The organism is Natronorubrum marinum, from assembly GCF_052040125.1.
Classification (GTDB): domain Archaea; phylum Halobacteriota; class Halobacteria; order Halobacteriales; family Natrialbaceae; genus Natronorubrum.
In genome coordinates, this window is record NZ_JBPPFV010000001.1 from 1,850,101 (window position 1) to 1,872,783 (window position 22,683).

The window sequence follows — 22,683 nt, forward strand, 5'->3', positions numbered from 1 at the left end:
GCCGTCGTCGAGCGCCTCCGTCACCGGTCACCGTTCCGGACCGATGAGAGAGTTCGGGTTCGTCAAATCGTCTCTCGGCGTGTTCTTCCTTCAGGTCGGAATCGCCGGACTCGAGTTCGCCGGCGTCCTCTACGTCGCTCGAGCGACCGACGCTGCGACGTTCGGGACCTACGCGCTGTTCGCCGCGACGGTGTTCTTCGCCGCTTTGCTGACCGATATGGGGTTCTCCGAGGCGACGCGAAAGCGGATCAGCGAGCGGTCCGCGGGCGGCGCCGGCACCCGCGATCGGTACTTTACGGCCTCGCTGTCGATTCGGCTCGGACTCTTCGTCGGTGTCCTCGCCGCGCTGTTCGCGTTTCGCGGTCCGGTCGCGACGTACATCGGGAGCGACGTCGTACTCCCCTTCCTGGTGGCCGGGATCTTTCTGAACGTCGTCGTCGACACCCTCTCGTCGGTGCTGGCCGGGAAGAAGCTCGTCGGCCGGTCGGTACTGCTGTTGTTCACGGAGACGCTCGGGCGGGTCTCGCTGTGGTTCGTTCTGGTCGCTCTCGGGTACGGGCTGACCGGAATCCTGGTCGGTTTCATCGCCGGACAGGTGCTCGCGATCGTCCTGGCGCTGTACCTGCTCCCCGTCGTGCCCGGCACGCCCGCGAGAGACCACTACTCGAGCCTCTACCGGTTCGCACGGTTCAGTTGGCTCGCATCCATCAAGGACACCTCGTGGGTGTGGACGGACACGCTCGTACTCGGGTTCTTCGTCGCGTCCGCGCTGATCGGCATCTACGAGGTGAGCTGGCAGGTCTCCGGGATCTTCTTCTTCGTCGGTCTGGCGGTGAGTTCGACGCTGCTGCCGAACGTGAGCGAACTCTGGACCAACGGCGAGCGCGCCCGCGTCGAACTGCTCGTGGAATCGTCGCTGGTCTACGCGGGGATCATCGCGATCCCCGGCTTCGTCGGGGCGATCTTCGTCGGCGAGGAGCTCCTCTCGTACTTCGGCGAGGAGTTCACCGCCGGCTACGTCGTGTTGCTCGTGCTGATCTTCGCGCGCGTGATCCACAGCTACGAGATCATCCTCGAGAAGCTCGTCCACGCCCTCGATCGACCGGTGTTGATGTTCAAAGCCAACGTCGTGTTCATCGCGCTGGCGGTCGTGCTCAACGTGGCGTTGATCGCCTCGTTCGGCTGGCAGGGAGCGGCCGTCGCGACCTCGCTGGCGATGCTGATCAAGACCGCGCTCGTGTACGTCTACTCCTCACGGCTGCTCGAGATCACCGTCCCGACGCGCGAGATCAGCATGCAGGTCGTCTCTGCGGGAATCATGGGACTCGCACTGCTGTTCTCCCCGTTCGACGTCGACACGCTCGTCGGTCTCGTGCTGGCGGTCGGGCTCGGAATCGTCGTCTACGTCGTCTCCCTACTGTCGCTGACGAAGCGAATCCGTCGGGACGTCATCGACGTCCTCTCGCCGTCCGACTGAGTCGCGACACCGCGACCTCGATCGGACAGCGCGCCGCGGGTCGAAAATCGTGAATCGCCTCTCGAGATCCGGACTCTCAGCAGCCGTAAATCGTCGCGGAGCCGCTGTCGTACACCCGGTTCGAGTCGACCACGACCGCCTCGTAAAAGGTCGTCTCCGCGAACTCGGTGTGCTCGAGCGTCTCGGTCTCGGTGTCGAAGTACGGCATTCGCCCGTCGTTGTTCATCTCGTTCCCGAGGTAGATGCACGTCCCCTGTGGGACCGAATCGGTGTCCCGTTCGAACCACACGAACTCCGTTTGCTCGTAGTAGCCGGAGAGTATCATGAAGTCCTTATTGTGCCACCAGTGATTCGGCGGGCCGGGGAGGGTCGCGATCTCGTCCGACCCGGAGTGGGTGCTCACCCACTCCGCGGCGGCCAGTTCGGACGGGTAGGCGACGTTCCACTCCTCCCAGTTATCGTCGTCCAAGTAGATCGCGTACGGCGGGGTTTCGTCGCCAGCGAGCGCGAACCCCGCGCCCGTACTGAACAGCAGGTAGACGACGATGAAGACGCACGCCGCCTTGCGCGCGTTGCTCGGCGTCGCGATCCGCCTCGTGGACTCGACTACGCTCGCGGTGGCGGTCGCCAGCGCGACGGTACCGATGATCAGGTACGGGGCGAGGACGAACAACGCCAGTTGTAGGATGCGGTCGAATCCGATGTCGAACGGGAGGACGATCGTGACGGCGATCAGCGCGTAACATCCCGCCGCGAGAACGTGGTACGGGTGGATCTCCCGATCGGCGAGAATTCGCCGCGCCGTCGCGAGGAGGCCCGCGGAGACGAGCCCGAGGAGGACGACGTTCAACAGCCGGTACCACTCCCAGAGCGCGCCGCCCGGGAGGTCCCGCGTCGCGTAGTCCACGCCGCTGCGGCTCTCGGGCGTCACCATGAACGCCTCGACGTTCGCGAGCGTCTCGGCGGAGACGGCGAGGATCAACTCGAGGTTCGTTCCCTGGCTGACGGTGCCGTACCAGAGCACGTTGAAGAGGACGAAGTACATCCACAGCCCGACGCTGACGGGGATGGCGGTCCGCTCGACGCGTATCGAGCCGGATCGATATCGCGAGACGATGTCGACGAACGCCACCGGCGTGAAGAGGCCGATCAGGACGAAACTCGTCGCGTAGTGCGACGTGACGATTCCGCCGAGAAACGCGACGGAGAGGACGAGTTTGACGCGCTGTGAGAGACGCGGGTCGGTCGCCGCGACGAGGAGAAAGCCGAGAAACAGGATGGCCATATGCTGTTTGTCCGGCATGTCCTTGAAGAAACTGTAGTAGGCGACGAATACGAACGCGGCCAGGAAGCCGACGTCCCGACGGTCGAACACGTGAATCGTCGCGTGATACACGCAGAGCGGGGCCAGCGAGAAGAAAAACGGCACGACCGCTTTGAAAATCAACGCGACCTCGACGTTCGCGAGGATCGCGTACATCGCCGGGAGCACCGCGATCGACAGCAGGGAGTTTCCGACCGAGGTAACCTGCGGGTACCAGCGGGCCTGCTCGCGAACGGCGTTTGCGGTGTAGTACTCGTAGTGGATGTCGAACCCGACGACGTGCGTCGAGACCATCGTGAACTGAAAGAGGATCGCGAGCGACACCGTCCAGATCACGAGCGGATACGCCGACGCAGGAAGATCGCTGACGTACGCGACCAGCGGAACGAGACAGAGCACTACCAGAACGACGAGATTGATGTGGTACTCCCCGGTCGCGGACCCGTAGTGCGAGGCGACCGCGCTCAGTACCGGCAGCGTCAGCAGCGGGACGGCGTATCGGACCGTCCGCCAGGTGACGACATCGTCCATTTGCGGGACGGACGGCACGGCGTCCCGACGCAGCGCGCCGAGCAAGTAGAGGAAACTGAGCGAGACGACGATCGTCACGGCGAGCGTGAGCGGCGCCATCGGCCGAGCGATCCCGAAGAGCGGATACACGACGTTGACGATCGCACCGAGGGCCATCGAGAAGACGAGACTCGAGCCGACCGCAAGCACGAGCAGCGACGAGACGGACCGGACGTCGACGTTCAACAGCCGAACAAGGACGAACCCGGGAACGAACGTGAGGTAGAGAAAGACGAACGCCGCGCGAACGACCGGGAGGTCGAAGCCGAGCGCGGCCATCCCGATCCAGCCGAGGAACGCAACCTGGAGGCAACAAAAGAGGAGCGCCCCGGCGTACTCGCGGGGTGTCCCTCGGTAATCAGCGTGGGTCTCGTGCATTCGTCTGTCTCGTTACGCCAGCGATCGGACCTCGCGGTCGAACTCCGATCCGAACGCGCTCGGATGACGATGCGATCTCGTTTCGCCGCTTCCGGTCGATCGGCGCGGCGTCCGTACGCGCAGCCGAGCCGGAGCGAACGGCTCCATCCCGGGACTCATCGGCCACACTCTTCCTCGAGCCAGATCTCCTTCCAGTCTTCCGGCCGTCGGTTTCGGAGCCGTTCGATGTCCCGGATCTTCGCGTACGTCGTCACGTAGTGATTGACGTCCGTAAACGCCATGTAGAAGCCGCGATAGCCGTCCAGTACGGCCCGTCCGACGACGAGTCGGTAGAGCGCCGCGCCGATCCCCTTCGCCAGGAGCACGGCGGCGTCGACGCGCTTGTCCAGTTCCACGATCTGGAGGGCTTCAAGCGCGCTGTACTGCATCATCTTGGTCTCTCGCTCGGAGACCCGATCGACCGTGTAGTTGTTGAGCGCGTGCTCGAGGTCTCTCGTCCGTTCGGCGTACTCGTCTCTGATCGCCGGGCGCTCCCACAGGTGTTCCTGCTGGTAGTACAGCGCCTCCTTGCGCGCTAACACCGGCTGCTTGACGTGATACTGGTGGGACCAGGCGCCCAGGATGTGCTCGCGTTTCCGGATGTAGAAGCCGACGATTCCGGACGAGCCGAACGCGTCGAAGATTTCCCGACGGAGAGCCGGGGGCACCTCTTCGTCCGAGTCGAGGATGAGCACCCAGTCGTTCGTCGCGTGGGCGATCGACTTCGTCTTGATATCCCCGAACCCCTTGAACTCGTGTTGGTAGACGTTCGCGCCGTACTCCTCGCAGATTTCGATCGTCCCGTCCCGACTGTCGCTGTCCACGACGACGATCTCGTCCGTCCAGTCGTGGACGCTCTCGAGACACCGTCTAATGATATCGGCGTTGTTCTTCGTCGTGATACAGACGGAGATCGGGAGGGGCTCGCGCTCGGCCGTCCGTTCGTCGGTCGTCGCGGCTCTCATGGCAGGACCCGCCGTCGACGGAGACGAATCGGCGTTCGCGCGGCGCACACGTCACGGCAATGATTCGACGTCCGCTCGCGACGCCCGGAACGGAACAAATACACGGTGTCTGTCATCTTCGTTCGCTACCGCAGTTACCAGCGTTCGGGGTAAAACAGTATGGGAAGGCGGAAGCCGGTAAGACGCCGTTGTCGAACGGTTCACGCCCGTAGGCCGAACTTATTTCGAGCACGACGCTTCGTTTCGAACGGCGCTCTCGAGCGCGTACTCCGAACCCCGATCGACGCGTTACGGAGGCGTCCGCGTGTAGCGCGCGATCAGTCGGCCGCGGATTCGCCTGGGGAGCAGTCGAAGGGGAACCCGCGTGAGCAGGTTGTACAGGAGGATCGGCGCGTCGACGAACCCGGATCGGTAGAACGTCCACTGGAGTCGGGCTTCGGCCCTCGCGACGGCGATTCCACCGCGCTGGGTGTAGTGACGGTCGATTCGCGCCTTCGCGAGCACGGCCGGTACGTTGGCGAACGTCGACCCGTTCGACAGCATTCGCACCCACAGGTCGTAGTCCTCCATGCCCAGGAAGTCCCGATAGTTACCGGCCTCGAGGATCGCCCGGCGGCGGGCCATTACGGTGATGTGATTCATCGGGTTCCGAAACCGGGCTCGAGCGGCGATCGACGCGTGGTTCGTGGGGACGACCCGCCGCGCGTAAAGGTCGTCCGGATCGTCGTCGAACTCGGCGATGTACCCGCCGACAGCGTCGACGTCCGGACGACGGTCGAAGACCGCTAGTTGGCGCTCGAACCGGTCAGAGACGCTGATATCGTCGGCGTCCATTCTGGCGACGAGTTCGTGTTCGCACCGCGGTACGCCAGCCCGAAGCGCGTTCCCGATACCGACGCTTTCGCGCAATCGGTAGCGCGAGATCAGCTCTCCGCACTCCCGCTGGAAGGCGTCGAGAACGGCGTTCAGCTCTCGAGTGAGCGGCCCGTCCTCGACGATCACGATCTCGTCCGGACGAACCGATTGGTCGATGACGCTCCGAACGGCGGCCGTTAGCTGCGACGGATCGTCGCCGTGGTACACCGGCATCAGTACCGAAAACGAGGGTCTCATGGTGTGAGGGAGGGATCCAATGGTCGACGAATCGGCTCTCGTAGCCACGAGTGCGCCGTCGCCGGGTTTAGAATGGGGGTATCGTTACCGCGTTAGTCCCCGCTTGTCGCGGGGGAGCTCCGGCGATACGGAAGCGGAAGCGGCGGGGGCGTCGGGTGGAACGCTCGAGTACGGACTCGGGGGCGACTCGAGGGGCGAAACGATGCGCTCCATATTTGGATCGCGGCGGCGTTCGTACGGACACGCCGAATCGTCTCGAACGCGCGGGTCCCCGATACCGCGTCCGTCGAGTGTGAGCCGATCGAAATGGTACGAACTGTCAATCTGTACGGTCGCGAGGATCCGGACGCCCCGGAGCTGAGCCATAGGGTTCTGAAGAGCACGTGGATACGACTGGCCCGTCTCGATTACTACGCGAACGTCTCGTCTTGGGTGCCGGTTCCGGACTCCGGGAACCGGATTCTCATGTACCACTCCGTCGGAGGCGGGTTTTACGACGACATCTCTCCGAACCGGTTCCGGAGACAGCTCGAACAGCTCACCCGGAAATACGCCGTCGTCGACCTTCCGGACGTGACGGCGGAGGTGGACGAAACCCGCGTCGCGCTGACGTTCGACGACGGAACCGTCGATTTCTTCGAGAACGTGGTGCCGATACTCCGCGAGTACGACGTCCCGGCGACGGTCTTCGTCATCGCCGGCAGTATCGGAGACAGGACGTTCCGGCAAAACGAGCTGTTCGACTACGAGTACATGACCGAAGACCAGCTCGTCGAACTCGCCGACGACGAGTTGGTCACCATCGGGAACCACTCGAAGTCCCACCGGAAACTCGACGCGGTGCCCGACGACGAGTTAGCGGCGGAGATTGCGGGATCGAAGGACGAACTCGAGGAGTTACTAGGGATCGAGGTGACACGATTCTGTTACCCCGAAGGCGAGTACTCGCCGACGGCCGTAGACCTCGTTCGCGACACGCACCGGTTCGCGGTGGCGGGACTGAACGAGATCCGGGTTGGCCCGGAGTCGGATCCGCACCTCCTGGCGCGGATAAACGGCGCCGGTGAGCCGAAACAGCTCCGGTGGGAGTTCACCGATCTCAGCGCCTTCCTCGCGAAGACGGCGTTCAGATTTCAGAACGGGTATCGCTGAGCGTCATCCGTCGCGACGACCGCCCTCACGGTCGTTCGTCGACCGTGGTGACCTCACTGTCGGAGGCGATCTCTGACGGTGGCTCGCGGTACTGGAGGGACGTCGAACGGTCCCAGTCCGGAGTCGTTCGGAAGGACGGATGCGTGTTGATCGTGTGGAGAAACACCGCGAGCAGGACCATCGTCGTCCCGGCGAGTACGAACGCGGCGGCCGCGAACACCGAGATCACCGACACCGGGGTGACGAACAGCTGTCCGATCGACCAGAGACCGAACGACACGCCGAGGACGGCGAGGAACAGTCCCGGAAGCCCGAGCGCGAGCAGAGGGTGTCTTCGCTCGAGGAATCCCAAGATGTTCCGTACGAGACCGGCCCCGTGAGAGAGCGCCCCCTGGGAACTACCGTGCTCGACGTCGTATCTGATCGTGGTTCCGACCTCCTCGAAGTCGAACCCCTCCTGGTGAGCGTGGTAGATGATATCCGTGCTCGCGCCCATTCCGCTCCCGAGGTCGGCGGTCGTCGCGAGAGAGTCGACGGCGTCTCGCGTGTACGATCGGAGACCACTCTGGGTGTCTCGAACCCACGTGTGCGGTCGGAATCGTCCCAGACTCGCGTTCGTGAGGAGGTTGACGACGTCGAGTCCGAGCGACCGAACGCGGGGCATTCGCGTGTTCGAGTCGTCCGTGAATCGACTGCCAATGACGACCTCGGCACCGCTCGCTTCCTGCGCCGCGACGAGGATCGCGATGGACGCAGGGTCGTGCTGTCCGTCGGCGTCTACCGTCACGAGGTGGTCGGCATCGAGCGTTTGTCCCACCTCGAAGATGGTCTCGAGCGCGCCGCCGTAGCCGCGGTTGCGGTCGTGGCGGACGACGAGCGCACCGGCGCGTTCCGCGCGTTCGGCCGTTGCGTCGGCGCTCCCGTCGTCGACGACGAGGACCGTATCCGCGTGATCGGCGGCTTCCCGAACGACCTGACCGATCGTTTCTGCCGCGTTGTACGCGGGAATCGCCGCGACGACGTGCGGCTGGCGTTCGAACGCCGAGCGTACTTCCGGGACGGCGTAGACTTCGAACCGATCCTCCTCGAACGACGCCAGGGTCCGCTCGTAGTCGATTCGCGGACACCCCTCCAGTTGGAAGATGAGCCCGGCGTGGCCGCCGATTCGTCCCGCCGCGAAGAGGGCCGATTCGAGTTCGAGTCGGCTCGCCGCCGAGTCGCGCGGTTCGACGACCGTGGCGCCGAGACCGACGGCGAGGCGACCGACTTCGGAGTCCGGATCGACTGCGGTGAGGTAGACTGCGAGCCGGCGGTCGGTCGCACGAAGGATCGTTCGGTAGATCGATTCGGCCTCCTCGCCCCGGGCGATGATACCGATCGCGAGACGATGCGGAACGAGCGGAGACGGCGGGCCGTCGACGTCCGCCTCGGTCTCTGCGAGGCGGTGGTGGTGTGTGGCGCTCATACTCGTTTAGAGCACCGACGACCCTCAGTAATGATAGCAACCTGATAGTTACGGGAGACGGTTACCTCGAGGAAACCGCCGCCGGAGCGGCCGGGAACGCGGAATGTCGCGGCTGTTCAGATCCGATCTCTCTGGGGAAGACGTACTCGTCGCAACGGAGATCAGCTCGTGTCAAAAGGAGAATTCGGAACGGGTTGCGGTCTGCGATTCGTTACTCGAGTCGAACGGCCGTTCCGTAGGCCATCACTTCCGAGCCGCCGTCGGTGATCTGGGAGGTTTCGAGGCGGACGTTGACCACGGCGTCGGCACCCATGCGTTCGGCGTCGGCTTCCATCCGGGAGATGGCCTCGTCTCGAGCCTTCGAGAGGAGTTCCGAGTAGGCCTTGAGTTCCCCGCCGAAGACGTTGCGGATCCCCTGGGTGATGTCGCGGCCGGCGTTTCTGGCTTCGACGGTGTTTCCGCGGGCGATTCCGATCGTTTCGACGATATCGCCGTTCGGGACGGTTTCGGTGTTTGCGATCTGCATAGCCACGCCTTCACAGACCCGAACCAAATACTCGTCGGAAACGACACCGAGTTGAACAGTTCGCTCTGGAGCCGATACCAGACGCCGCAGCGAGGGCCAATATGCAAGCTCGCGATCGACGAACCGCACCAATATTTGTGTTCGATCCCGAACGACGAACCATGCACTTCGATCACGCGGGAATCGCGACCGAGGACGCCACCGAACTCGCCGACCTGTACGCTGACCTCTTGGGTCTCGAGGTCGTCCACGAGGAGGAGTTCGACGGCATGCGCGTCGTCTTCCTCGACTGTGGGAACGGCTACTTTGAACTCCTCGAACCGCTCGGGGACGGGACTATCGCGCAGTATCTCGAGTCAAACGGCGCGGGGATTCACCACCTCGCGCTCGCGACGGACGATCTCGCGGACGCACTTGAGACGGTCCGCGACCACGACGTCCAGTTAATCGACGAGGAGCCACGACCCGGCGCGTGGGGGCATTCGGTCGTCTTTTTGCATCCCAAAGACACCGGCGGAATCCTCATCGAACTCGTCGAGCACTGAACCGAACGTCGCCGCCGCTCGAGATGAGCGACTGACTCAGTCCATTCGATTGTCGCTCTCGTCGAACTCGCCCTGATCGATGTCGATGCGGTGCGGTTCGGGGCGCTCGCGGCCGCTGTCCCGGCTGCCACCGACCGGCAGTTTGGTTCGGAGGTCCGCGGCGAACGACTGGACCTGATCGAGCAGCGTCTTGACCTCCTCTTCGAACTGCTCGACTGAGCGCTCGACGTAGTGGACGCGCTGGGCCGGAATCCGCCGAACGATGTCGTGGCCCTCCTCGTCCTCGTCGGTCTTGATGATCCAGTGATCCTGAAAGTAGGCGATGTGTTCGTTCGGAACCGTCTTCCTGACGGTGTCCTCGTCGGGTTCCTCGTACACGATTGTCGCCTGTCCGATGTCTCGCTCGAGTTCGAGATCTTCGTCAACCATAGATCAACTAGCGAACGAACAGGCGTAGTGACTGTGCTTGCGAGGTGCGGCGCGCGATCGATCCTCGGGATGGCCGCGCGTCTTGGCCAACTGTTCACCCGGTAGTCGGGTACTCGGGTGAGAGGATGATCAGCCGTTCGGCGCAGTCGAGTGACCAATCGACCGCATCGGAACGAAGCGGTTCCGTCGGCAAGCCACAGAAAAGCTGTGGTTCCGCGCTCGAACGGCTTCTCAGCCGAAGTTCTCGATCAGCGCCTCGTCGGAATCGCCGCCGTCCTCGTCGATCGTGTCGGCCACGAACCGCACGAAGTCCTCGAAGCCGAAGGCGTAGAGTTGGCCGTCCGTGCGGTGGGACTCGATCGCCTCGGCCAGTCCGTCGCCGTCGTCCTCGTCGAGGATGACGACGTCCGCGCCCGCGTCCTCGAGCGCCTCGAGTCGGTCGACGTGTGCGGGTTCGTCGTCCTGGTAGACGACGACCGCCTCGTGACCCGACTCGTGGGCCGCTTCGGCGATCGAGACGGCTGGACCGACGCCGGGACCGCCCGCGACGGCGACAACGTCCTCGTCACCCTCGTAGGTGATCGTCCCGAACGGGCCTTCGATGTGGACGGTTTCACCGCCCTCGAGATCGGCGAGCCACGGGGAGAGGTCGCCGTCGGGGTCGATGCCGACCGTGATTTCGAACGTCTCGCCGACCGCGGGCGAGGAGAGCGTGTAGTGGCGCATGACGATGTCGTCCTCGTCGTGGTCGCCGCTCGTCTGGTCCTCGGCCCCGGGAACGGCCCGGAGCAGCACGAACTGTCCGGGGAGGGCATCGAACCCCCCGGGCGTCTCGAGTTCGAGTGCGACGGTACCCGGACCGACTTCGCGGACCGATTCGACGGTGACTGGTGTTCCTTCGATTGTCATGTCGAATCCGTTCGGGGGCCGCTGGAAAAGGCGTTCCGTTCCGCGTCGTCGTCACGCTCGCGGTTCGATACACCCGTGGTCCGATACACTTGCTCCAGGGCCACTCTCGGAAACGGTCGTTCTCGAGAGATGGCCGTCCCGTTCGAGAGAGTACCAACCGGCGTTCTCACAGCCTTCCGGGAACGTAATTTCATCGGCTATTTATTCTGATTCGAGTAACGAACGCGGCGATCGAGAGCGGACATATCACGCACTGTTGCGGTGGTCCGGTTGGGTTTTCAGAAGCCTTTTCATTTACTGGGGGCAAGGCTCAGCATAACATGGCTGAGGATCTCAACTGGGCGGTCGGAGGCGAGGCCGGGGACGGTATCGACTCCACCGGAAAAATCTTCGCTCAGGCCCTTTCCCGAGCCGGGCGGCACGTATTCACGTCGAAAGACTTCGCGTCCCGAATCCGCGGCGGCTACACAGCCTACAAGATTCGGACGTCGGTCGAGCAGGTCCAGAGCGTCGTGGACCGGCTCGATATCCTGGTCGCCCTGACACAGCGCACCATCGACGAAAACCTCGACGAACTCCACGAGGGCAGTGCCGTCATCTACGACGGCGAACGCTCCTGGGAGGCCGAGATTCCCGACGAGATCACCGCAGTCGACGTCCCTCTGAAATCGCTCGCCGAGGACGCCGGCGGCGCGATCATGCGCAACATCGTCGCGCTCGGTGCCGCGTGTAAGATCACCGGCTTCGACGTCGAGTACTTGGACGAGGCGCTCGAGAAGCGCTTCGGTGGCAAGGGCTCGAAGATCGTCGAGAACAACAAGGAAGCCGCCCGCCTCGGCCAAGAGTACGTCGAAGAGAATTACGACCTCGACCACCTCGGCTACAACGTCGACGTAACTGACAACGACTACGTCCTCCTGAACGGCAACGAGGCGATCGGGATGGGTGCCATCGCCGCCGGCTGTCGCTTCTACGCCGGCTACCCCATCACGCCCGCGACGTCCATCATGGAGTATCTGACGGGCCGTATCGAGGACTACGGCGGCCACGTCGTCCAGGCCGAAGACGAGCTTTCGGCGATCAACATGGCACTTGGCGGCGCACGCGCCGGCGCTCGAGCCATGACGGCGACGTCGGGAGCCGGGATCGACCTCATGACCGAGACGTTCGGACTGGTCGCGACCAGCGAGACGCCGCTGGTCATCTGTGACGTCCAGCGATCCGGTCCCTCGACGGGGATGCCGACGAAACAGGAACAAGGTGACCTCAACATGGCCCTGTACGGCGGCCACGGTGAAGTGCCGCGGTTCGTCGTCGCCCCCACCTCGATCACCGAGTGTTTCTGGAAGACCGTCGAGGCGTTCAACCTCGCCGAGAAGTACAACACGCCGGTGTTCCTCGTCTCCGATCTGGCGATGTCGGTCACCGAACAGACGTTCCCGCCGGAAGCCTTCGACATGGATGCAGTCGAGATTGACCGCGGCAAACTCGTCGGCGACGACGAGGTCGACGAGTGGCTCGACGAGCAGGGCCGGTTCCGCGCCCACGCCGACACCGACGACGGCGTCAGCCCGCGCGCCATCCCCGGCACGATCGACGGCGCGCACATGAGCACCGGCCTCGAGCACGACGAACTCGGCCGCCGAACCGAGGAACAGGACGAGCGCGTCCAGCAGGTCGACAAACGGTATCGGAAGGTCGAGACCGCACAGGAGCAAGAAGAGTGGGAGTGTCGCGAGTTCGGCGACGAGGACGCGGACAACCTCATCCTCTCGTGGGGATCCAACGAAGGGGCACTCGTCGAAGCCCTCGGCTACCTCGAGGACGAGGACGTCGACGTTCGCGTGATCTCGGTACCGTACATCTTCCCGCGGCCGGACCTCAGCGACGAGATCGAGGCGGCCGAACAGACGGTCGTCGTCGAGTGTAACGCGACCGGCCAGTTCGCCGACCTCATCGAACACGACGCACTTACCCGCGTCAAGCGCATCAACAAGTACACCGGCGTCCGCTTCAAGGCGGACGAACTCGCCGAACAGATCACTGACAAACTCTCCGAGGAGGTGCCAGCACAATGAGCTCCGACGTACGATTCACCGACTTCAAATCCGACAAGCAGCCCACGTGGTGTCCCGGATGCGGCGACTTCGGGACGATGAACGGCATGATGAAAGCCCTGGCCGAAACCGGCAACGACCCCGACAACACGTTCGTGGTCGCCGGAATCGGCTGTTCCGGCAAAATCGGGACCTACATGCACAGCTACGCCCTCCACGGGGTTCACGGCCGTGCACTTCCCGTCGGCACCGGCGTCAAGATGGCCCGCCCCGACATCGAAGTGATGGTCTCCGGCGGCGACGGTGACGGCTACTCGATCGGTGCCGGTCACTTCGTCCACGCCGTCCGCCGAAACGTCGACATGTCCTACGTCGTCATGGACAACCGCATCTACGGCCTGACGAAGGGCCAGGCCTCGCCGACCTCGCGGTCGGACTTCGAGACCTCCACCACTCCAGACGGCCCACAGCAGCCACCCGTCAACCCGCTCGCACTCGCACTCGCATCGGGCGCGACGTTCATCGCCCAATCGTTCGCCTCCGACGCGCTGCGCCACCAGGAGATCATCGAGCAGGCGATCGAACACGACGGCTTCGGCTTCGTCAACGTCTTCAGCCCGTGTGTCACGTTCAACGACGTCGACACGTACGACTACTTCCGCGAGAGCCTCGTCGACCTCAAAGAGGAGGGCCACGATCCGAACGACTACGAGAACGCCAAGGAAGTCATCCTCGACGGCGAGAAGGAGTACCAGGGCGTCATGTACCAGGACGAAAACTCCGTCCCGTACCACGAGCAACACGGCGTCACCGAGGACATGTCCGAGATTCCTGACGGCGCGCCGGACGATGCAATGGATCTCGTTCGCGAGTTCTACTGACGACCGACGTTCTCGACGCGACTCCGTCGTATTCGTTTTCTCGAGCACCGATCACCAGCCACTGTTGCTACCGTCGAGACGATCTTGTGTCCGTACCCGCGCGCCGGACGGCGCTCGAGCCATCCAGACGAGGCTCGGGCGACCGAGATATCGTCAGTCTCGCTCTCTCAGTGCGGAACGCCTGCGTTCTGCGTCTCTCGGTTGTGGTTCGAAAATGGCGATCCGAGCGCGGCCGTCTCTCGAGTTCGCGAGCGTTCAGACCGGGTGTTCGACGGATTCCATCAGCTCCTCGGCGTTCACCGATTCCTCGGCCAGCGGCGCTGGGTAGCTTCCGAGGAGGACGATGAGGTCGTCCTCGTGAGGGAACGACGTTACCGGAATTTCGATATCGATCGGTTCGCCTTCGAACTCGGATTCACCCTCGAAGACGTCGACTGTTCGACCGTCGCCGAGAATATCGAGCGTGAACGAGTCGATCTTCGAGATGTCGTCGATATCGGTGTGTTCGCTGTCGATTTCGGACGTGAACTCCTCGAGCAGTTCTTCGTTCGTCATCTCCGAAATCGGGTTGAACGACCGCCCGAGGACCGAGAAGTCGGGAATCGAGACGGCAACGAAGAACGCGCCCTCGTGTTCGATACCGCGGTGCTCGACGTCTTTCGAGTAGACCGACGACCAGACCCTGGCCTCGACGTCGCGCTCGACGCCGACCTCGATCGTCTCCTCGACGGATCGTTCTTCGATCTCGTACTCGTCGTAGCCGGCGGTCTCGAGGGCTGCGTCGGTGGGGGCAACGCGCTCGGCCGTGAGCTCCATCGGCCCGTTTCCGAGGACGAAGTCGAGACAGCCGGCCGTCAGTGCGAGCGTTCCGGTCGCTCCTGTTGCGAGAATGGCACGTCGAGAGTAGGTCATTAGCCGTGTATTCGGTAGAAAACGTATATTAGTTGTGGAACATCCATTCACGTAGACAAGACTATTACTGGATCATGATTATCGAATCGGTCGTTGCAACGGACCCCCAGAACACATCAAGAGTTATCGGGATCCGCACCAGCCTTTAGGCATGACCGAGTTCGCACGACGAGTCGAGCAGGTGTCGATCAGCGGTATTCGCGAAGTGTTCGAGGCCGCGGGAGACGACGCGATCAACCTCGGAATCGGCCAGCCGGACTTTCCGACGCCCGCTCACGCCCGCCGGGGCGCGATCGAGGCGATCGAGGCCGGCCAGACCGACGCCTACACGTCGAACAAGGGAACGCTGACGCTGCGCGAGGCGATCGCGGCGAAGTACGACCGCGACTACGACCTCGCGGTCGACCCCGAACACGTCATCGCCACCTCCGGCGGCAGCGAGGCCCTCCACCTCGTCCTGCAGGCCCACGTCGATCCGGACGAGGAAGTGATCTTCCCGGATCCGGGCTTCGTCTCCTACGACGCGCTGACCCACATCGCGGACGGCACGCCGAACCCCGTCGGCCTCCGCAAGGATCTCACGCTCGATCCGGCGACCGTCGAGGAAGCCATCACCGACGAGACGGCCGCTTTCGTCGTCAACAGCCCGGCCAACCCGACCGGCGCCGTCCAGAGCGAGGCCGACATGCGCGAGTTCGCCCGTATCGCCGACGAGCACGACGTGCTCTGCATCTCCGACGAGGTGTACGAACACATCGTCTTCGAGGGCGAACACCGCTCGCCGCTCGAGTTCGCCGAGACGGACAACGTGGTCGTCGTCAGCGCCTGCTCGAAGACCTACTCGATGACCGGCTGGCGACTCGGCTGGGTCACGGGCTCGAATCGCCGCATCGAGCGCATGCTGCGCGTCCACCAGTACGGACAGGCCTGTGCCTCCGCCCCCGCCCAGTACGCCGCCGAGGCCGCGCTGACCGGACCACAGGAGCCGGTAGCGGAGATGGTCGCAGCGTTCGAGGAACGCCGCGACGTCGTGCTCGACGGACTCGCGGACGCCGGTCTCGAGGTTCCCAAACCCGAGGGCGCGTTCTACGTCATGCCGAAGGTTCCGGAAGGATGGTGTGACGAGGTGCTGGACCGCGGCGTGATCGTCGTCCCCGGCGACGCCTTCGGCGCGAACGGGGAGGGCTACGCGCGGCTCTCGTACGCGACGGCGATGGAGGAGTTGAAGGAAGCCCTCGAGATCATCGACGACGCGACGCGGGCGGTTCAATAACGGCTGGTCTCGCCCACTGGATCGGGGGAGAATTCGACAGGACAGTCGCCGGAACCGTCATTAGAACCGCTAGAATCGCTTTATCTGCGTATAGCGCGTATCTGTCCGTGGCGATTGAATTGACAACGAGACAACTCACACCCCGATCGAACGACGAACACCTCCACGTGCTCGGCGCGACGATGACGATCACGGCCGACGGCGACGACACTGACGGCGAGTTTACCGTCATCGACATGCTCGCTCCGCCGGGGTTCGAAAACGGACTTCACACCCACGCACCGGCCGAGGTGTTCCACGTCCTCGAGGGATCCATGACCCTCCACATCGACGGCGACAATCACCTCCTCGAGCCCGAAACGACGGGCTACGTCGCCGGCGGACGTCCACACGGGTTCCGCGTCGAGGGAGACGAAGCGGTCCGCGTGCTCGTCGCGCTCACGCCCGCCGGAACCGAGGACTTCTTCCGCGCGGTCGGCGAGCCGACCGAAACGCGGTCACTACCGGAATCTCGCGACGTGACCGACGCCGACCTCAAGGCGCTGTTCGCCGTCGGCGAGGAACACGGCTTCGCGTTTATGGGACCGCTCCCGGCCGACGACTGAATCGGTCGGAGCGTTTCGGATCGCCGGTTTTAGCTCGCGAACTCCTCGAGGATCGTCTCGCAGAACGCCTCGAGGTCGTCCGGGTTCCGACTCGTGATCAGTCCGTCGTCGACGACGACCTCCTCGTCGACCCACTCGCCGCCGGCGTTGCGGACGTCGGTCTGCAGGCTCGGATAGGAGGTCAGCGTCTTGCCGTCGACGACGTCCGCTTCGACCAGCGTCCACGGGCCGTGACAGATAACGGCCGTCGGCTTGCCGGCCTCGACGTGTTTTCGGAGGAGGGCCACGCCGGCCTCTCGGGTTCGGAGCGTATCCGCACCGACGGTGCCGCCGGGGACGATCACCGCGTCGTAGTCGTCTGCGGAGACCTCGTCGAACGACTTTTCGATCTCGTAGCGCTCGCTCTCCTCCAAGTCGTTGTTCACCGTCAGGCCCTCGCCCGTTTCGTGCCCGACGACGTCGACCGTCGCGCCCGCCTCGGTGACGGCGTCCTTCGGTTCGGTGAACTCGATCTCTTCGCTGCCTTCCTGTGCGAGGAAGACCGCGACCGTTACGTCCTCGAGGTGACTGCCACTGGGTTCACTCATCGTCTCGTTCGAGGGCCAGCGAACGCACAAGCGTTGGACTTGCTGGTGCAGCCGCGACGAGCCCGAGATCGCACCTGTTCCCGAGCAGCCGAGAACTGTACCCTTATACGGCTCTACGGCGTGTGCTCGAGTATCATGCGCGCTGTACGCCTACACGAGCACGGTGACGCGGACGTACTGCAGGTAAACGACGTCGACCGACCCGAGCCAGCCGACGACGAGTTGCTCGTCGAGGTGGCCGCCGCGGGGATCAACCCCGTCGACACCTACTTCCGAGACGGTTCCTACGAGCCGGTCAGCGTGCCGTTCACGCCCGGCGTCGACCTCGCCGGCGTCGTTTCGGAGACCGGGTCGGCCGTCGAGGGCTTCGCCGAGGGCGACCGCGTCTTCGGGACCGGGATCGGAAACGGCGGCTTTCAGGGCTCCTACGCCGAGTACGCGACGGTACCTACCGACCGGGTCGTCCACCTCCCAGACGGCGCGGATCTGACTGAAGCGGGCGCGGCCGGCGTCGCCGCCGTCACCGCCTGGCGCGCGCTGATCGACCACGCCGACCTCGATCCCGCCGAGCACTGCCTCGTCCACGGCGGCTCCGGCGGCGTCGGACATGCGGCCGTCCAGATCGGGGCCGCTGTCAGCGCCCGAGTCGTCACGACCGGTTCCGAAACGTACCACGACGATCTCGAAGCCCTCGGCGCCGAGACGGTCCTCGATTACGGGCGCGACGATCTGGCCGACGCGGTTCTCGAGGCCACCGACGGCGGCGTCGACGCCGTTCTCGACCACCGGCTGGACGACTACCTCCAGTTCGACGCGGACGTCGCCGCGACCGGCTGTCGCGTCGTCGGCATCGGGGAGAACAGCCCCGATCCCGCGTTCACGAACGACGGCGCCGCGCGCTCGAAGGACGTCAACTACCAGTTCATGAGCATGTTCAACACGCCGGACCTGCGCGTGCCGCTCCGCGGCGTGGCGCACCTCATGGCAACCGACGCACTCGAGATCGAACTCGCGCGAAGCTACGGCCTCGACGAAGCGTCACAGGCCCAGGAGGACGTCATGAACGACAGTTTCCTCGGGAAGCTGGTTATCGAGCCGTAGCCGAACAGTTCCAGCCGACGATCCGGATTTCGAGTTCGATCGACCGTTCGAGATCGTCTCCGCGAAATGCGGTCTGTTAGCCGTCACTCGGCCGGTTACGACTGTCCAGCGATCCGGCGTATCCGTACGGCTATGCTGACGGGACCCGTGTTCGCAACCATGCCACAGGATGTCAAGCTCAACGGACTCGTGAACGTCCTCGACGACCTCGAGTATCCGATTTCCCAGGACGAAGCCGCCGAACAGTGCGACGGCGTGACGCTGGTCCTCGCCGACGGGGAAGAGAACCTCGGCGAACTCGTCGCCAATTCGAACGGCGACACGTTCGCGTCGATGGACGACCTCGAGACGGAAGTGTTCAACCTCCTCCCTCGACACGCCGTCGGTGAACCGTACCAGTCCGAGGGCGAGGGATAACGGATCGGTCGGCGGTCGGACGATCGATCGGCGGTCCGGTGATCGCGGCACTGGTCCCGAAGCGGAACGCGTTTTCGACGGGCGACTCGAGCGGCGATCGGTCGACCCTACACCAGCTCGGCGACCGCTTCCATCGTCGTCTCCTTTTCGTTTTCGGTCATCTCGTTGACGAAGCCGACGCGAACGGCGTCGACGCCGTCGATCTCGCCGTACGATTCGACCCACTCGCGAACTTCATCGGGCGTTCCCGCTGGCGCGAGTTCGTCGAGCAGTTCCTCCGGTAACTCCGCGGCCATTCGCTCCGTATCGCGATCCTGCCACGCCGCGCGGATGTTCTCGACGACCTCGGGGTAGCCCTGCTCGGCGACCGAGTCGCCGTAGTAGGGGCCGTAGGCACCCAGCATGAACGCGATCGTGCCACGGGCCTTTCGCCGCGCCAGTTCGCGATCCTCGCTCGCGATACCGCGCACGATCGGTGCCACGCGCAGGTCGTCGACGCTCTTGTCGGCGAGTTCGGCACCGCGGGAAAGGTCCTCGAGACGCTCCTCGAGGCCGTCCTTCGTGAACATCTGTGGCGCCCAGCCGTCGCCGAAGCGGCCGGCCATCTCGGTGGCCTTCGGGCCGAGCGTCCCGAGATCGATCGGCGGCGGGTTTTCGGGGACCTCGCGCTCGTAGTTGAGGCCGGCGATGTCGAAGATATCGCCCTCGTAGGCGGGGTTGCCGTTCTCGTAGACCGACCGAATGACCTCGATGGCTTCGCGCGTACGGCGGAGCGGGCGATCGAACTCGAGGCCGTGCCAGCGCTCGGTGATCGCGGGCGAACTGGGGCCGAGACCGAGCCGGAACCGTCCCTCGGAGGCCTCGTGCAGCGTGAGTGCGGTCTGGGCGAGCATCGCGGGCGAGCGGCCGAACGGCGAGATGACGTCGTTCGTGATCCCCAGTTCGTCGGTGCGGTCGGCGGCGAGCGTGAGCACCGGGACGATGTTCCAGCCCGTGGTCTCGCCGACCGTGATCCGGTCGAAGCCAAACTCCTCGGCTTGTACGGCCCGCTCGGCGACGTCCTGCGGTCGCTCGTAGTCGTTGAGCTGCACCAGCAGGTCGAGATCGGCGTTCACAGTTCTCCCCTCCAGGTCGGTCGGATCGCTCGGCTATCTGCCATCAGCGGACAGTACGGTATCAGTTATCATAAAATCCATCGTTTCCGAGAGTTGACTATTTGCTGAACACTGGTTGTCGATGTGGGTAGAATACCTTCCAGTAGTAGATTGCGTAGGCGGCGCAGAAGTTGCGTCTCACACTCCGGCCCCATATCGGGGCCTCGAGTGCTCGTCACCCGCTACGTGGCCGAGTCGCGGCTCCGGTCAATCGGGGTCGGAGTCAGGCTCGAGTCCACTCCTCGCGCAGCAGTCCGTACCGGATCGTGTCGACGTACTCGCCGTCGATGAACCGGTCCCGTCGAGTGCGCCCCTCCTCCTCGAACCCGAGCGACTCGAGGAGGCCACGGGAGGCGTCGTTGAACTCGTAGGCCGCCGCGCCGACGGCCGGCGTGTCGTACGTGCGGAAGACGTAGTCGATCACCAGGGACACGGCCTCGCTCCCGTAGCCGTCGCCGTGGACCGCCGGGACGAGCCAGTAGATGAGCTCCGGACGCCGCCAGTCGGCGTCTTCGACCGTCACGAGGCCGATACGCCGAACATCGTCGGCATCTTCGGGACGGCCGGGACCCGTACGCTCTCCGTCGAGACAGACGAGGAACCGATCCGCGTTGTCGTCGGTGAGCCACGCCTCGAGTTCGTCTCGGTTCAGCAGCGGATTTCCGAGCGGATACCGAAGGTCGGGGTTGGCGTACGCTCGCTGCAGGAACGGGAGATCATCGTCCTCGACCGTCCGGAGCGTCACGCGAGTACCGCGGGAGATTCGGGCACCTGGCATACAGTCGACAACAGAGACGAGTGGAATATGTCTTCCGTCGTGAGCGAATGCAGCGGACGGGTCCTACCTCGTCGCATCTCGATACGTCAGGTCGGACGACGGGGTTAGTTGTGCCTCGCCTCCTCGAGAATCGCCTTACAGCACTGGATCGCCGCTTCGAGGTGGTCGTCAGCCTCCTCGTGACCGGTCTCGTCCACCTCAGAGAGCAGGTGCTGGATCTTCCCGACGCGTTCGACGACGACATCGTCCTCGAGGTCGCTCATCGCCACGTCTCGGGCGATGGCGTCGGCCTCGCCGAGCCAGCGGTTGGCGTCTCGATCGATCGGTAGTTCGGCGGTGTGCTCGAGGTGGCGGTGAAGCTGTTGGGTGTGGTCCTCGAGCGAGTCCTCGGACCCGTCAGCCGTGCGGGCCGGGTGGGAATCGTCGGTCACGATTGGTTCTACGGACTCGAGACCCGTGACGCTTGCTCGAAAAAACGACGGGGCTACCCCACCACATGCGAGCAGCGAGGATCGAAGGGAACTACGTGGGAAACGTTGATACGGGACGTGAACGACGACCACGTATGACACACGACTGTTCGTTCCTCGAGGACCTCGACTTCGCGGACGACCAGCTATCGTTCGCGGAGGGGCGCCGGGAGACACACGCCGCCGACTGGGGCGCGGAACAGGACGGACGCGGCGTGCTTCCGGACGCCGTCGTCTGGCCGGAAACGACTGACGACGTCTCGGCGGTCCTCGCCGCCGCGACCGAGCACGACGTCCCCGTCACGCCATACGCGGCGGGAACGGGGCTCGAGGGCAACGCCGTCCCCGCCCAGGGCGGGATCAGTATGGATCTAACCCGAATGGACGACATCGTCGACTACCGGCCGGACGACTTCCAGATCGACGTCGGACCCGGGATCATCGGCTCGGCGGTCGACGAGTACGTCGCCGACGACGGCCTGTTCTTCCCGCCGCTGCCCTCCTCGGGCGACATCTCGACGATCGGCGGCATGATCGCGACCGACGCCAGCGGCATGCAGACCGTCAAGTACGGCGAGGTCGCCGACTGGGTGCTCGGCCTCGAGGCCGTGTTAGCCGACGGAACCGTCATCGAGACGGGGTCGCGGGCGATCAAGACCTCGAGCGGCTACAACCTGACCGAACTGCTCGTCGGCAGCGAGGGCACGCTGGCGGTCGTCACCGAGGCGACCCTCCGATTGGCCGGCCGCCCCCAGCAGATCCGCGGCGGGCGGGCCATCTTCGAGACGCTCGACGACGCGACCGCAGCGGTCTTCGACGCCGTCCGAACCGACGTCGACGTCGCCCGGATCGAACTCGTCGACGGGCTGAGCGCCCGGATGGCAAACGAGTACTTAGACTCCGGCCTGCCGGACGCGCCGATGGTCTTCCTCGAGTTCCACGCCAACCACGGCGTCGAGGAGGAGATCGACCTCTGTCGGACCATCTTCGAAGACCACAACGTGGCCCGCTTCGAGATGAGCGACGACGACGCGGAGATGGAATCGCTCTGGCAGGCACGTCGAGAACTGGCCTACGCAGTACAGAGCTACGACCCCGATCGACGGCCGCTACATCCCGGCGACGTAACGGTCCCGATCAGCGCCTATCCGGAGATCGTCCACGAGGCCAAACGGTTAGAGGAGGAGTACGGACTGCTCGTCCCCTGCTTCGGTCACGCGGGCGACGGCAACCTCCACTACAGCGTGCTCGTCGATCCGGACGATCCCGCACAACTCGAGCGCGGCGAAGCACTGTACAAGGAAATCGTCGAGCAAGCGATGGCGATCGGCGGCACCTCGACTGGCGAGCACGGGATCGGACAGGGAAAACGGGAGTATCTCGAGGCCGAACACGGCGCGGGTGCAGTCGATACGATGCGACGGATCAAGCGGGCGCTGGATCCGACGGGGACGCTGAACCCGGGGAAAATCTTCCCGGACGAAATGGAGTGATTCCGAACGAAGCGGCGTGATTGACTCGACTCGAGGAAGATGCGAACACGTCTCTCCTCGAAC

22 protein-coding genes are annotated in these 22,683 nt (G+C 64.3%); 10 read left to right on the forward strand and 12 right to left on the reverse strand.

Going from position 1 to position 22,683, the window contains the following annotated elements:
- Positions 1-43 precede the first annotated feature (43 nt).
- Positions 44-1,477, forward strand: a complete 1,434-nt coding sequence (locus ACSFC5_RS09105; protein ID WP_440764897.1) for an oligosaccharide flippase family protein — start codon at positions 44-46, stop codon at positions 1,475-1,477.
- A 76-nt stretch (positions 1,478-1,553) separates the two neighbouring features.
- On the opposite strand, the gene ACSFC5_RS09110 is transcribed toward ACSFC5_RS09105, so the two are convergent.
- From ACSFC5_RS09110 to ACSFC5_RS09120, 3 genes are all read right to left on the reverse strand, one after another.
- Complete coding sequence (locus ACSFC5_RS09110) at positions 1,554-3,749, reverse strand: DUF2206 domain-containing protein (RefSeq protein WP_440764898.1); 2,196 nt, start codon at positions 3,747-3,749, stop codon at positions 1,554-1,556.
- A gap of 155 nt (positions 3,750-3,904) precedes the next feature.
- Positions 3,905-4,753 carry a glycosyltransferase family 2 protein gene (locus ACSFC5_RS09115; RefSeq protein ID WP_440764899.1) on the reverse strand — a complete coding sequence of 283 codons (849 nt, stop codon included), beginning with the start codon at positions 4,751-4,753 and terminating at the stop codon, positions 3,905-3,907.
- A 288-nt stretch (positions 4,754-5,041) separates the two neighbouring features.
- Complete coding sequence (locus tag ACSFC5_RS09120; RefSeq protein ID WP_440764900.1) at positions 5,042-5,866, reverse strand: glycosyltransferase; 825 nt, start codon at positions 5,864-5,866, stop codon at positions 5,042-5,044.
- A 306-nt stretch (positions 5,867-6,172) separates the two neighbouring features.
- On the opposite strand from ACSFC5_RS09120, the gene ACSFC5_RS09125 reads away from it, so the two are divergent.
- Entirely contained in the window at positions 6,173-7,018 is an 846-nt protein-coding gene (locus ACSFC5_RS09125; RefSeq protein WP_440764901.1) for a polysaccharide deacetylase family protein, read from the forward strand.
- Between the two features lie 25 nt (positions 7,019-7,043).
- Here ACSFC5_RS09125 and ACSFC5_RS09130 read toward each other — a convergent pair whose 3' ends face one another.
- Together ACSFC5_RS09130 and ACSFC5_RS09135 are read right to left on the reverse strand one after the other, a co-directional pair.
- On the reverse strand, positions 7,044-8,483 hold the full coding sequence (locus ACSFC5_RS09130; RefSeq protein ID WP_440764902.1) for a glycosyltransferase family 2 protein: 1,440 nt from the start codon (positions 8,481-8,483) through the stop codon (positions 7,044-7,046).
- Between the two features lie 211 nt (positions 8,484-8,694).
- On the reverse strand, positions 8,695-9,009 hold the full coding sequence (locus ACSFC5_RS09135; protein WP_440764903.1) for a YbjQ family protein: 315 nt from the start codon (positions 9,007-9,009) through the stop codon (positions 8,695-8,697).
- 161 nt (positions 9,010-9,170) lie between these two features.
- Here ACSFC5_RS09135 and mce point away from each other — a divergent pair, with 161 nt between their 5' ends.
- Positions 9,171-9,554 carry a methylmalonyl-CoA epimerase gene (gene mce / locus ACSFC5_RS09140; protein ID WP_440764904.1) on the forward strand — a complete coding sequence of 128 codons (384 nt, stop codon included), beginning with the start codon at positions 9,171-9,173 and terminating at the stop codon, positions 9,552-9,554.
- Positions 9,555-9,590: 36 nt separating this feature from the next.
- On the opposite strand, the gene ACSFC5_RS09145 is transcribed toward mce, so the two are convergent.
- On the reverse strand, positions 9,591-9,983 hold the full coding sequence (locus ACSFC5_RS09145; RefSeq protein ID WP_440764905.1) for a hypothetical protein: 393 nt from the start codon (positions 9,981-9,983) through the stop codon (positions 9,591-9,593).
- A 231-nt stretch (positions 9,984-10,214) separates the two neighbouring features.
- Positions 10,215-10,892: an FAD-dependent oxidoreductase gene (locus ACSFC5_RS09150; protein WP_440764906.1), complete on the reverse strand. Its 678-nt coding sequence runs from the start codon at positions 10,890-10,892 to the stop codon at positions 10,215-10,217.
- A gap of 320 nt (positions 10,893-11,212) precedes the next feature.
- On the opposite strand from ACSFC5_RS09150, the gene ACSFC5_RS09155 reads away from it, so the two are divergent.
- Both ACSFC5_RS09155 and ACSFC5_RS09160 read left to right on the forward strand, forming a co-directional pair.
- A complete protein-coding gene (locus ACSFC5_RS09155) occupies positions 11,213-12,970 on the forward strand; it encodes a 2-oxoacid:acceptor oxidoreductase subunit alpha (RefSeq protein WP_440764907.1) in 1,758 nt (585 codons plus the stop codon).
- The gene (locus ACSFC5_RS09160; protein ID WP_440764908.1) at positions 12,967-13,830 is read left to right on the forward strand and encodes a 2-oxoacid:ferredoxin oxidoreductase subunit beta; all 864 of its coding nucleotides are present in this window, start codon (positions 12,967-12,969) and stop codon (positions 13,828-13,830) included. The genes ACSFC5_RS09155 and ACSFC5_RS09160 overlap by 4 nt, the downstream gene beginning before the upstream one ends.
- Before the next feature lie 255 nt (positions 13,831-14,085).
- Here the strand turns inward: ACSFC5_RS09160 and ACSFC5_RS09165 are convergent, their stop codons facing one another.
- On the reverse strand, positions 14,086-14,742 hold the full coding sequence (locus ACSFC5_RS09165) for a DUF6517 family protein (protein WP_440764909.1): 657 nt from the start codon (positions 14,740-14,742) through the stop codon (positions 14,086-14,088).
- Positions 14,743-14,893: 151 nt separating this feature from the next.
- Between ACSFC5_RS09165 and ACSFC5_RS09170 the strand changes: the two genes are divergently transcribed.
- Positions 14,894-16,015 (forward strand): pyridoxal phosphate-dependent aminotransferase, encoded by a 1,122-nt coding sequence (locus ACSFC5_RS09170; RefSeq protein ID WP_440764910.1) that lies wholly within the window; start codon positions 14,894-14,896, stop codon positions 16,013-16,015.
- A gap of 107 nt (positions 16,016-16,122) precedes the next feature.
- Complete coding sequence (locus ACSFC5_RS09175; protein WP_440764911.1) at positions 16,123-16,620, forward strand: cupin domain-containing protein; 498 nt, start codon at positions 16,123-16,125, stop codon at positions 16,618-16,620.
- 29 nt (positions 16,621-16,649) lie between these two features.
- On the opposite strand, the gene ACSFC5_RS09180 is transcribed toward ACSFC5_RS09175, so the two are convergent.
- Positions 16,650-17,207: a type 1 glutamine amidotransferase domain-containing protein gene (locus ACSFC5_RS09180; RefSeq protein ID WP_440764912.1), complete on the reverse strand. Its 558-nt coding sequence runs from the start codon at positions 17,205-17,207 to the stop codon at positions 16,650-16,652.
- A 135-nt stretch (positions 17,208-17,342) separates the two neighbouring features.
- Between ACSFC5_RS09180 and ACSFC5_RS09185 the strand changes: the two genes are divergently transcribed.
- Positions 17,343-18,308 carry an NADPH:quinone reductase gene (locus tag ACSFC5_RS09185; protein WP_440764913.1) on the forward strand — a complete coding sequence of 322 codons (966 nt, stop codon included), beginning with the start codon at positions 17,343-17,345 and terminating at the stop codon, positions 18,306-18,308.
- Positions 18,309-18,467: 159 nt separating this feature from the next.
- Positions 18,468-18,725, forward strand: coding sequence for a DUF5789 family protein (locus ACSFC5_RS09190; protein ID WP_440764914.1), 258 nt, complete (start codon positions 18,468-18,470; stop codon positions 18,723-18,725).
- Between the two features lie 107 nt (positions 18,726-18,832).
- On the opposite strand, the gene ACSFC5_RS09195 is transcribed toward ACSFC5_RS09190, so the two are convergent.
- The 3 genes from ACSFC5_RS09195 to ACSFC5_RS09205 form a co-directional block, all read right to left on the reverse strand.
- Complete coding sequence (locus tag ACSFC5_RS09195; RefSeq protein ID WP_440764915.1) at positions 18,833-19,840, reverse strand: TIGR04024 family LLM class F420-dependent oxidoreductase; 1,008 nt, start codon at positions 19,838-19,840, stop codon at positions 18,833-18,835.
- 262 nt (positions 19,841-20,102) lie between these two features.
- The gene (locus ACSFC5_RS09200) at positions 20,103-20,657 is read right to left on the reverse strand and encodes a GNAT family N-acetyltransferase (protein ID WP_440764916.1); all 555 of its coding nucleotides are present in this window, start codon (positions 20,655-20,657) and stop codon (positions 20,103-20,105) included.
- Between the two features lie 104 nt (positions 20,658-20,761).
- A complete protein-coding gene (locus tag ACSFC5_RS09205) occupies positions 20,762-21,088 on the reverse strand; it encodes a DUF8152 family protein (protein ID WP_440764917.1) in 327 nt (108 codons plus the stop codon).
- A gap of 134 nt (positions 21,089-21,222) precedes the next feature.
- Between ACSFC5_RS09205 and ACSFC5_RS09210 the strand changes: the two genes are divergently transcribed.
- Positions 21,223-22,620: an FAD-binding oxidoreductase gene (locus tag ACSFC5_RS09210; protein ID WP_440764918.1), complete on the forward strand. Its 1,398-nt coding sequence runs from the start codon at positions 21,223-21,225 to the stop codon at positions 22,618-22,620.
- Positions 22,621-22,683: the final 63 nt, after the last annotated feature.

What these genes read in the sequence shown, in the direction of transcription:
- ACSFC5_RS09135 (WP_440764903.1), bottom strand. Translation starts at nt 9,009, where the DNA reads ATGCAGATCGCAAACACCGAAACCGTCCCGAACGGCGATATCGTCGAA.
- ACSFC5_RS09145 (WP_440764905.1), bottom strand. Translation starts at nt 9,983, where the DNA reads ATGGTTGACGAAGATCTCGAACTCGAGCGAGACATCGGACAGGCGACA.
- ACSFC5_RS09160 (WP_440764908.1), top strand. Translation starts at nt 12,967, where the DNA reads ATGAGCTCCGACGTACGATTCACCGACTTCAAATCCGACAAGCAGCCC.
- ACSFC5_RS09125 (WP_440764901.1), top strand. Translation starts at nt 6,173, where the DNA reads ATGGTACGAACTGTCAATCTGTACGGTCGCGAGGATCCGGACGCCCCG.
- ACSFC5_RS09200 (WP_440764916.1), bottom strand. Translation starts at nt 20,657, where the DNA reads ATGCCAGGTGCCCGAATCTCCCGCGGTACTCGCGTGACGCTCCGGACG.
- ACSFC5_RS09210 (WP_440764918.1), top strand. Translation starts at nt 21,223, where the DNA reads ATGACACACGACTGTTCGTTCCTCGAGGACCTCGACTTCGCGGACGAC.
- ACSFC5_RS09190 (WP_440764914.1), top strand. Translation starts at nt 18,468, where the DNA reads ATGCCACAGGATGTCAAGCTCAACGGACTCGTGAACGTCCTCGACGAC.
- ACSFC5_RS09180 (WP_440764912.1), bottom strand. Translation starts at nt 17,207, where the DNA reads ATGAGTGAACCCAGTGGCAGTCACCTCGAGGACGTAACGGTCGCGGTC.
- mce (WP_440764904.1), top strand. Translation starts at nt 9,171, where the DNA reads ATGCACTTCGATCACGCGGGAATCGCGACCGAGGACGCCACCGAACTC.
- ACSFC5_RS09130 (WP_440764902.1), bottom strand. Translation starts at nt 8,483, where the DNA reads ATGAGCGCCACACACCACCACCGCCTCGCAGAGACCGAGGCGGACGTC.
- ACSFC5_RS09105 (WP_440764897.1), top strand. Translation starts at nt 44, where the DNA reads ATGAGAGAGTTCGGGTTCGTCAAATCGTCTCTCGGCGTGTTCTTCCTT.
- ACSFC5_RS09170 (WP_440764910.1), top strand. Translation starts at nt 14,894, where the DNA reads ATGACCGAGTTCGCACGACGAGTCGAGCAGGTGTCGATCAGCGGTATT.
- ACSFC5_RS09120 (WP_440764900.1), bottom strand. Translation starts at nt 5,866, where the DNA reads ATGAGACCCTCGTTTTCGGTACTGATGCCGGTGTACCACGGCGACGAT.
- ACSFC5_RS09150 (WP_440764906.1), bottom strand. Translation starts at nt 10,892, where the DNA reads ATGACAATCGAAGGAACACCAGTCACCGTCGAATCGGTCCGCGAAGTC.
- ACSFC5_RS09110 (WP_440764898.1), bottom strand. Translation starts at nt 3,749, where the DNA reads ATGCACGAGACCCACGCTGATTACCGAGGGACACCCCGCGAGTACGCC.
- ACSFC5_RS09185 (WP_440764913.1), top strand. Translation starts at nt 17,343, where the DNA reads ATGCGCGCTGTACGCCTACACGAGCACGGTGACGCGGACGTACTGCAG.
- ACSFC5_RS09115 (WP_440764899.1), bottom strand. Translation starts at nt 4,753, where the DNA reads ATGAGAGCCGCGACGACCGACGAACGGACGGCCGAGCGCGAGCCCCTC.
- ACSFC5_RS09165 (WP_440764909.1), bottom strand. Translation starts at nt 14,742, where the DNA reads ATGACCTACTCTCGACGTGCCATTCTCGCAACAGGAGCGACCGGAACG.
- ACSFC5_RS09155 (WP_440764907.1), top strand. Translation starts at nt 11,213, where the DNA reads ATGGCTGAGGATCTCAACTGGGCGGTCGGAGGCGAGGCCGGGGACGGT.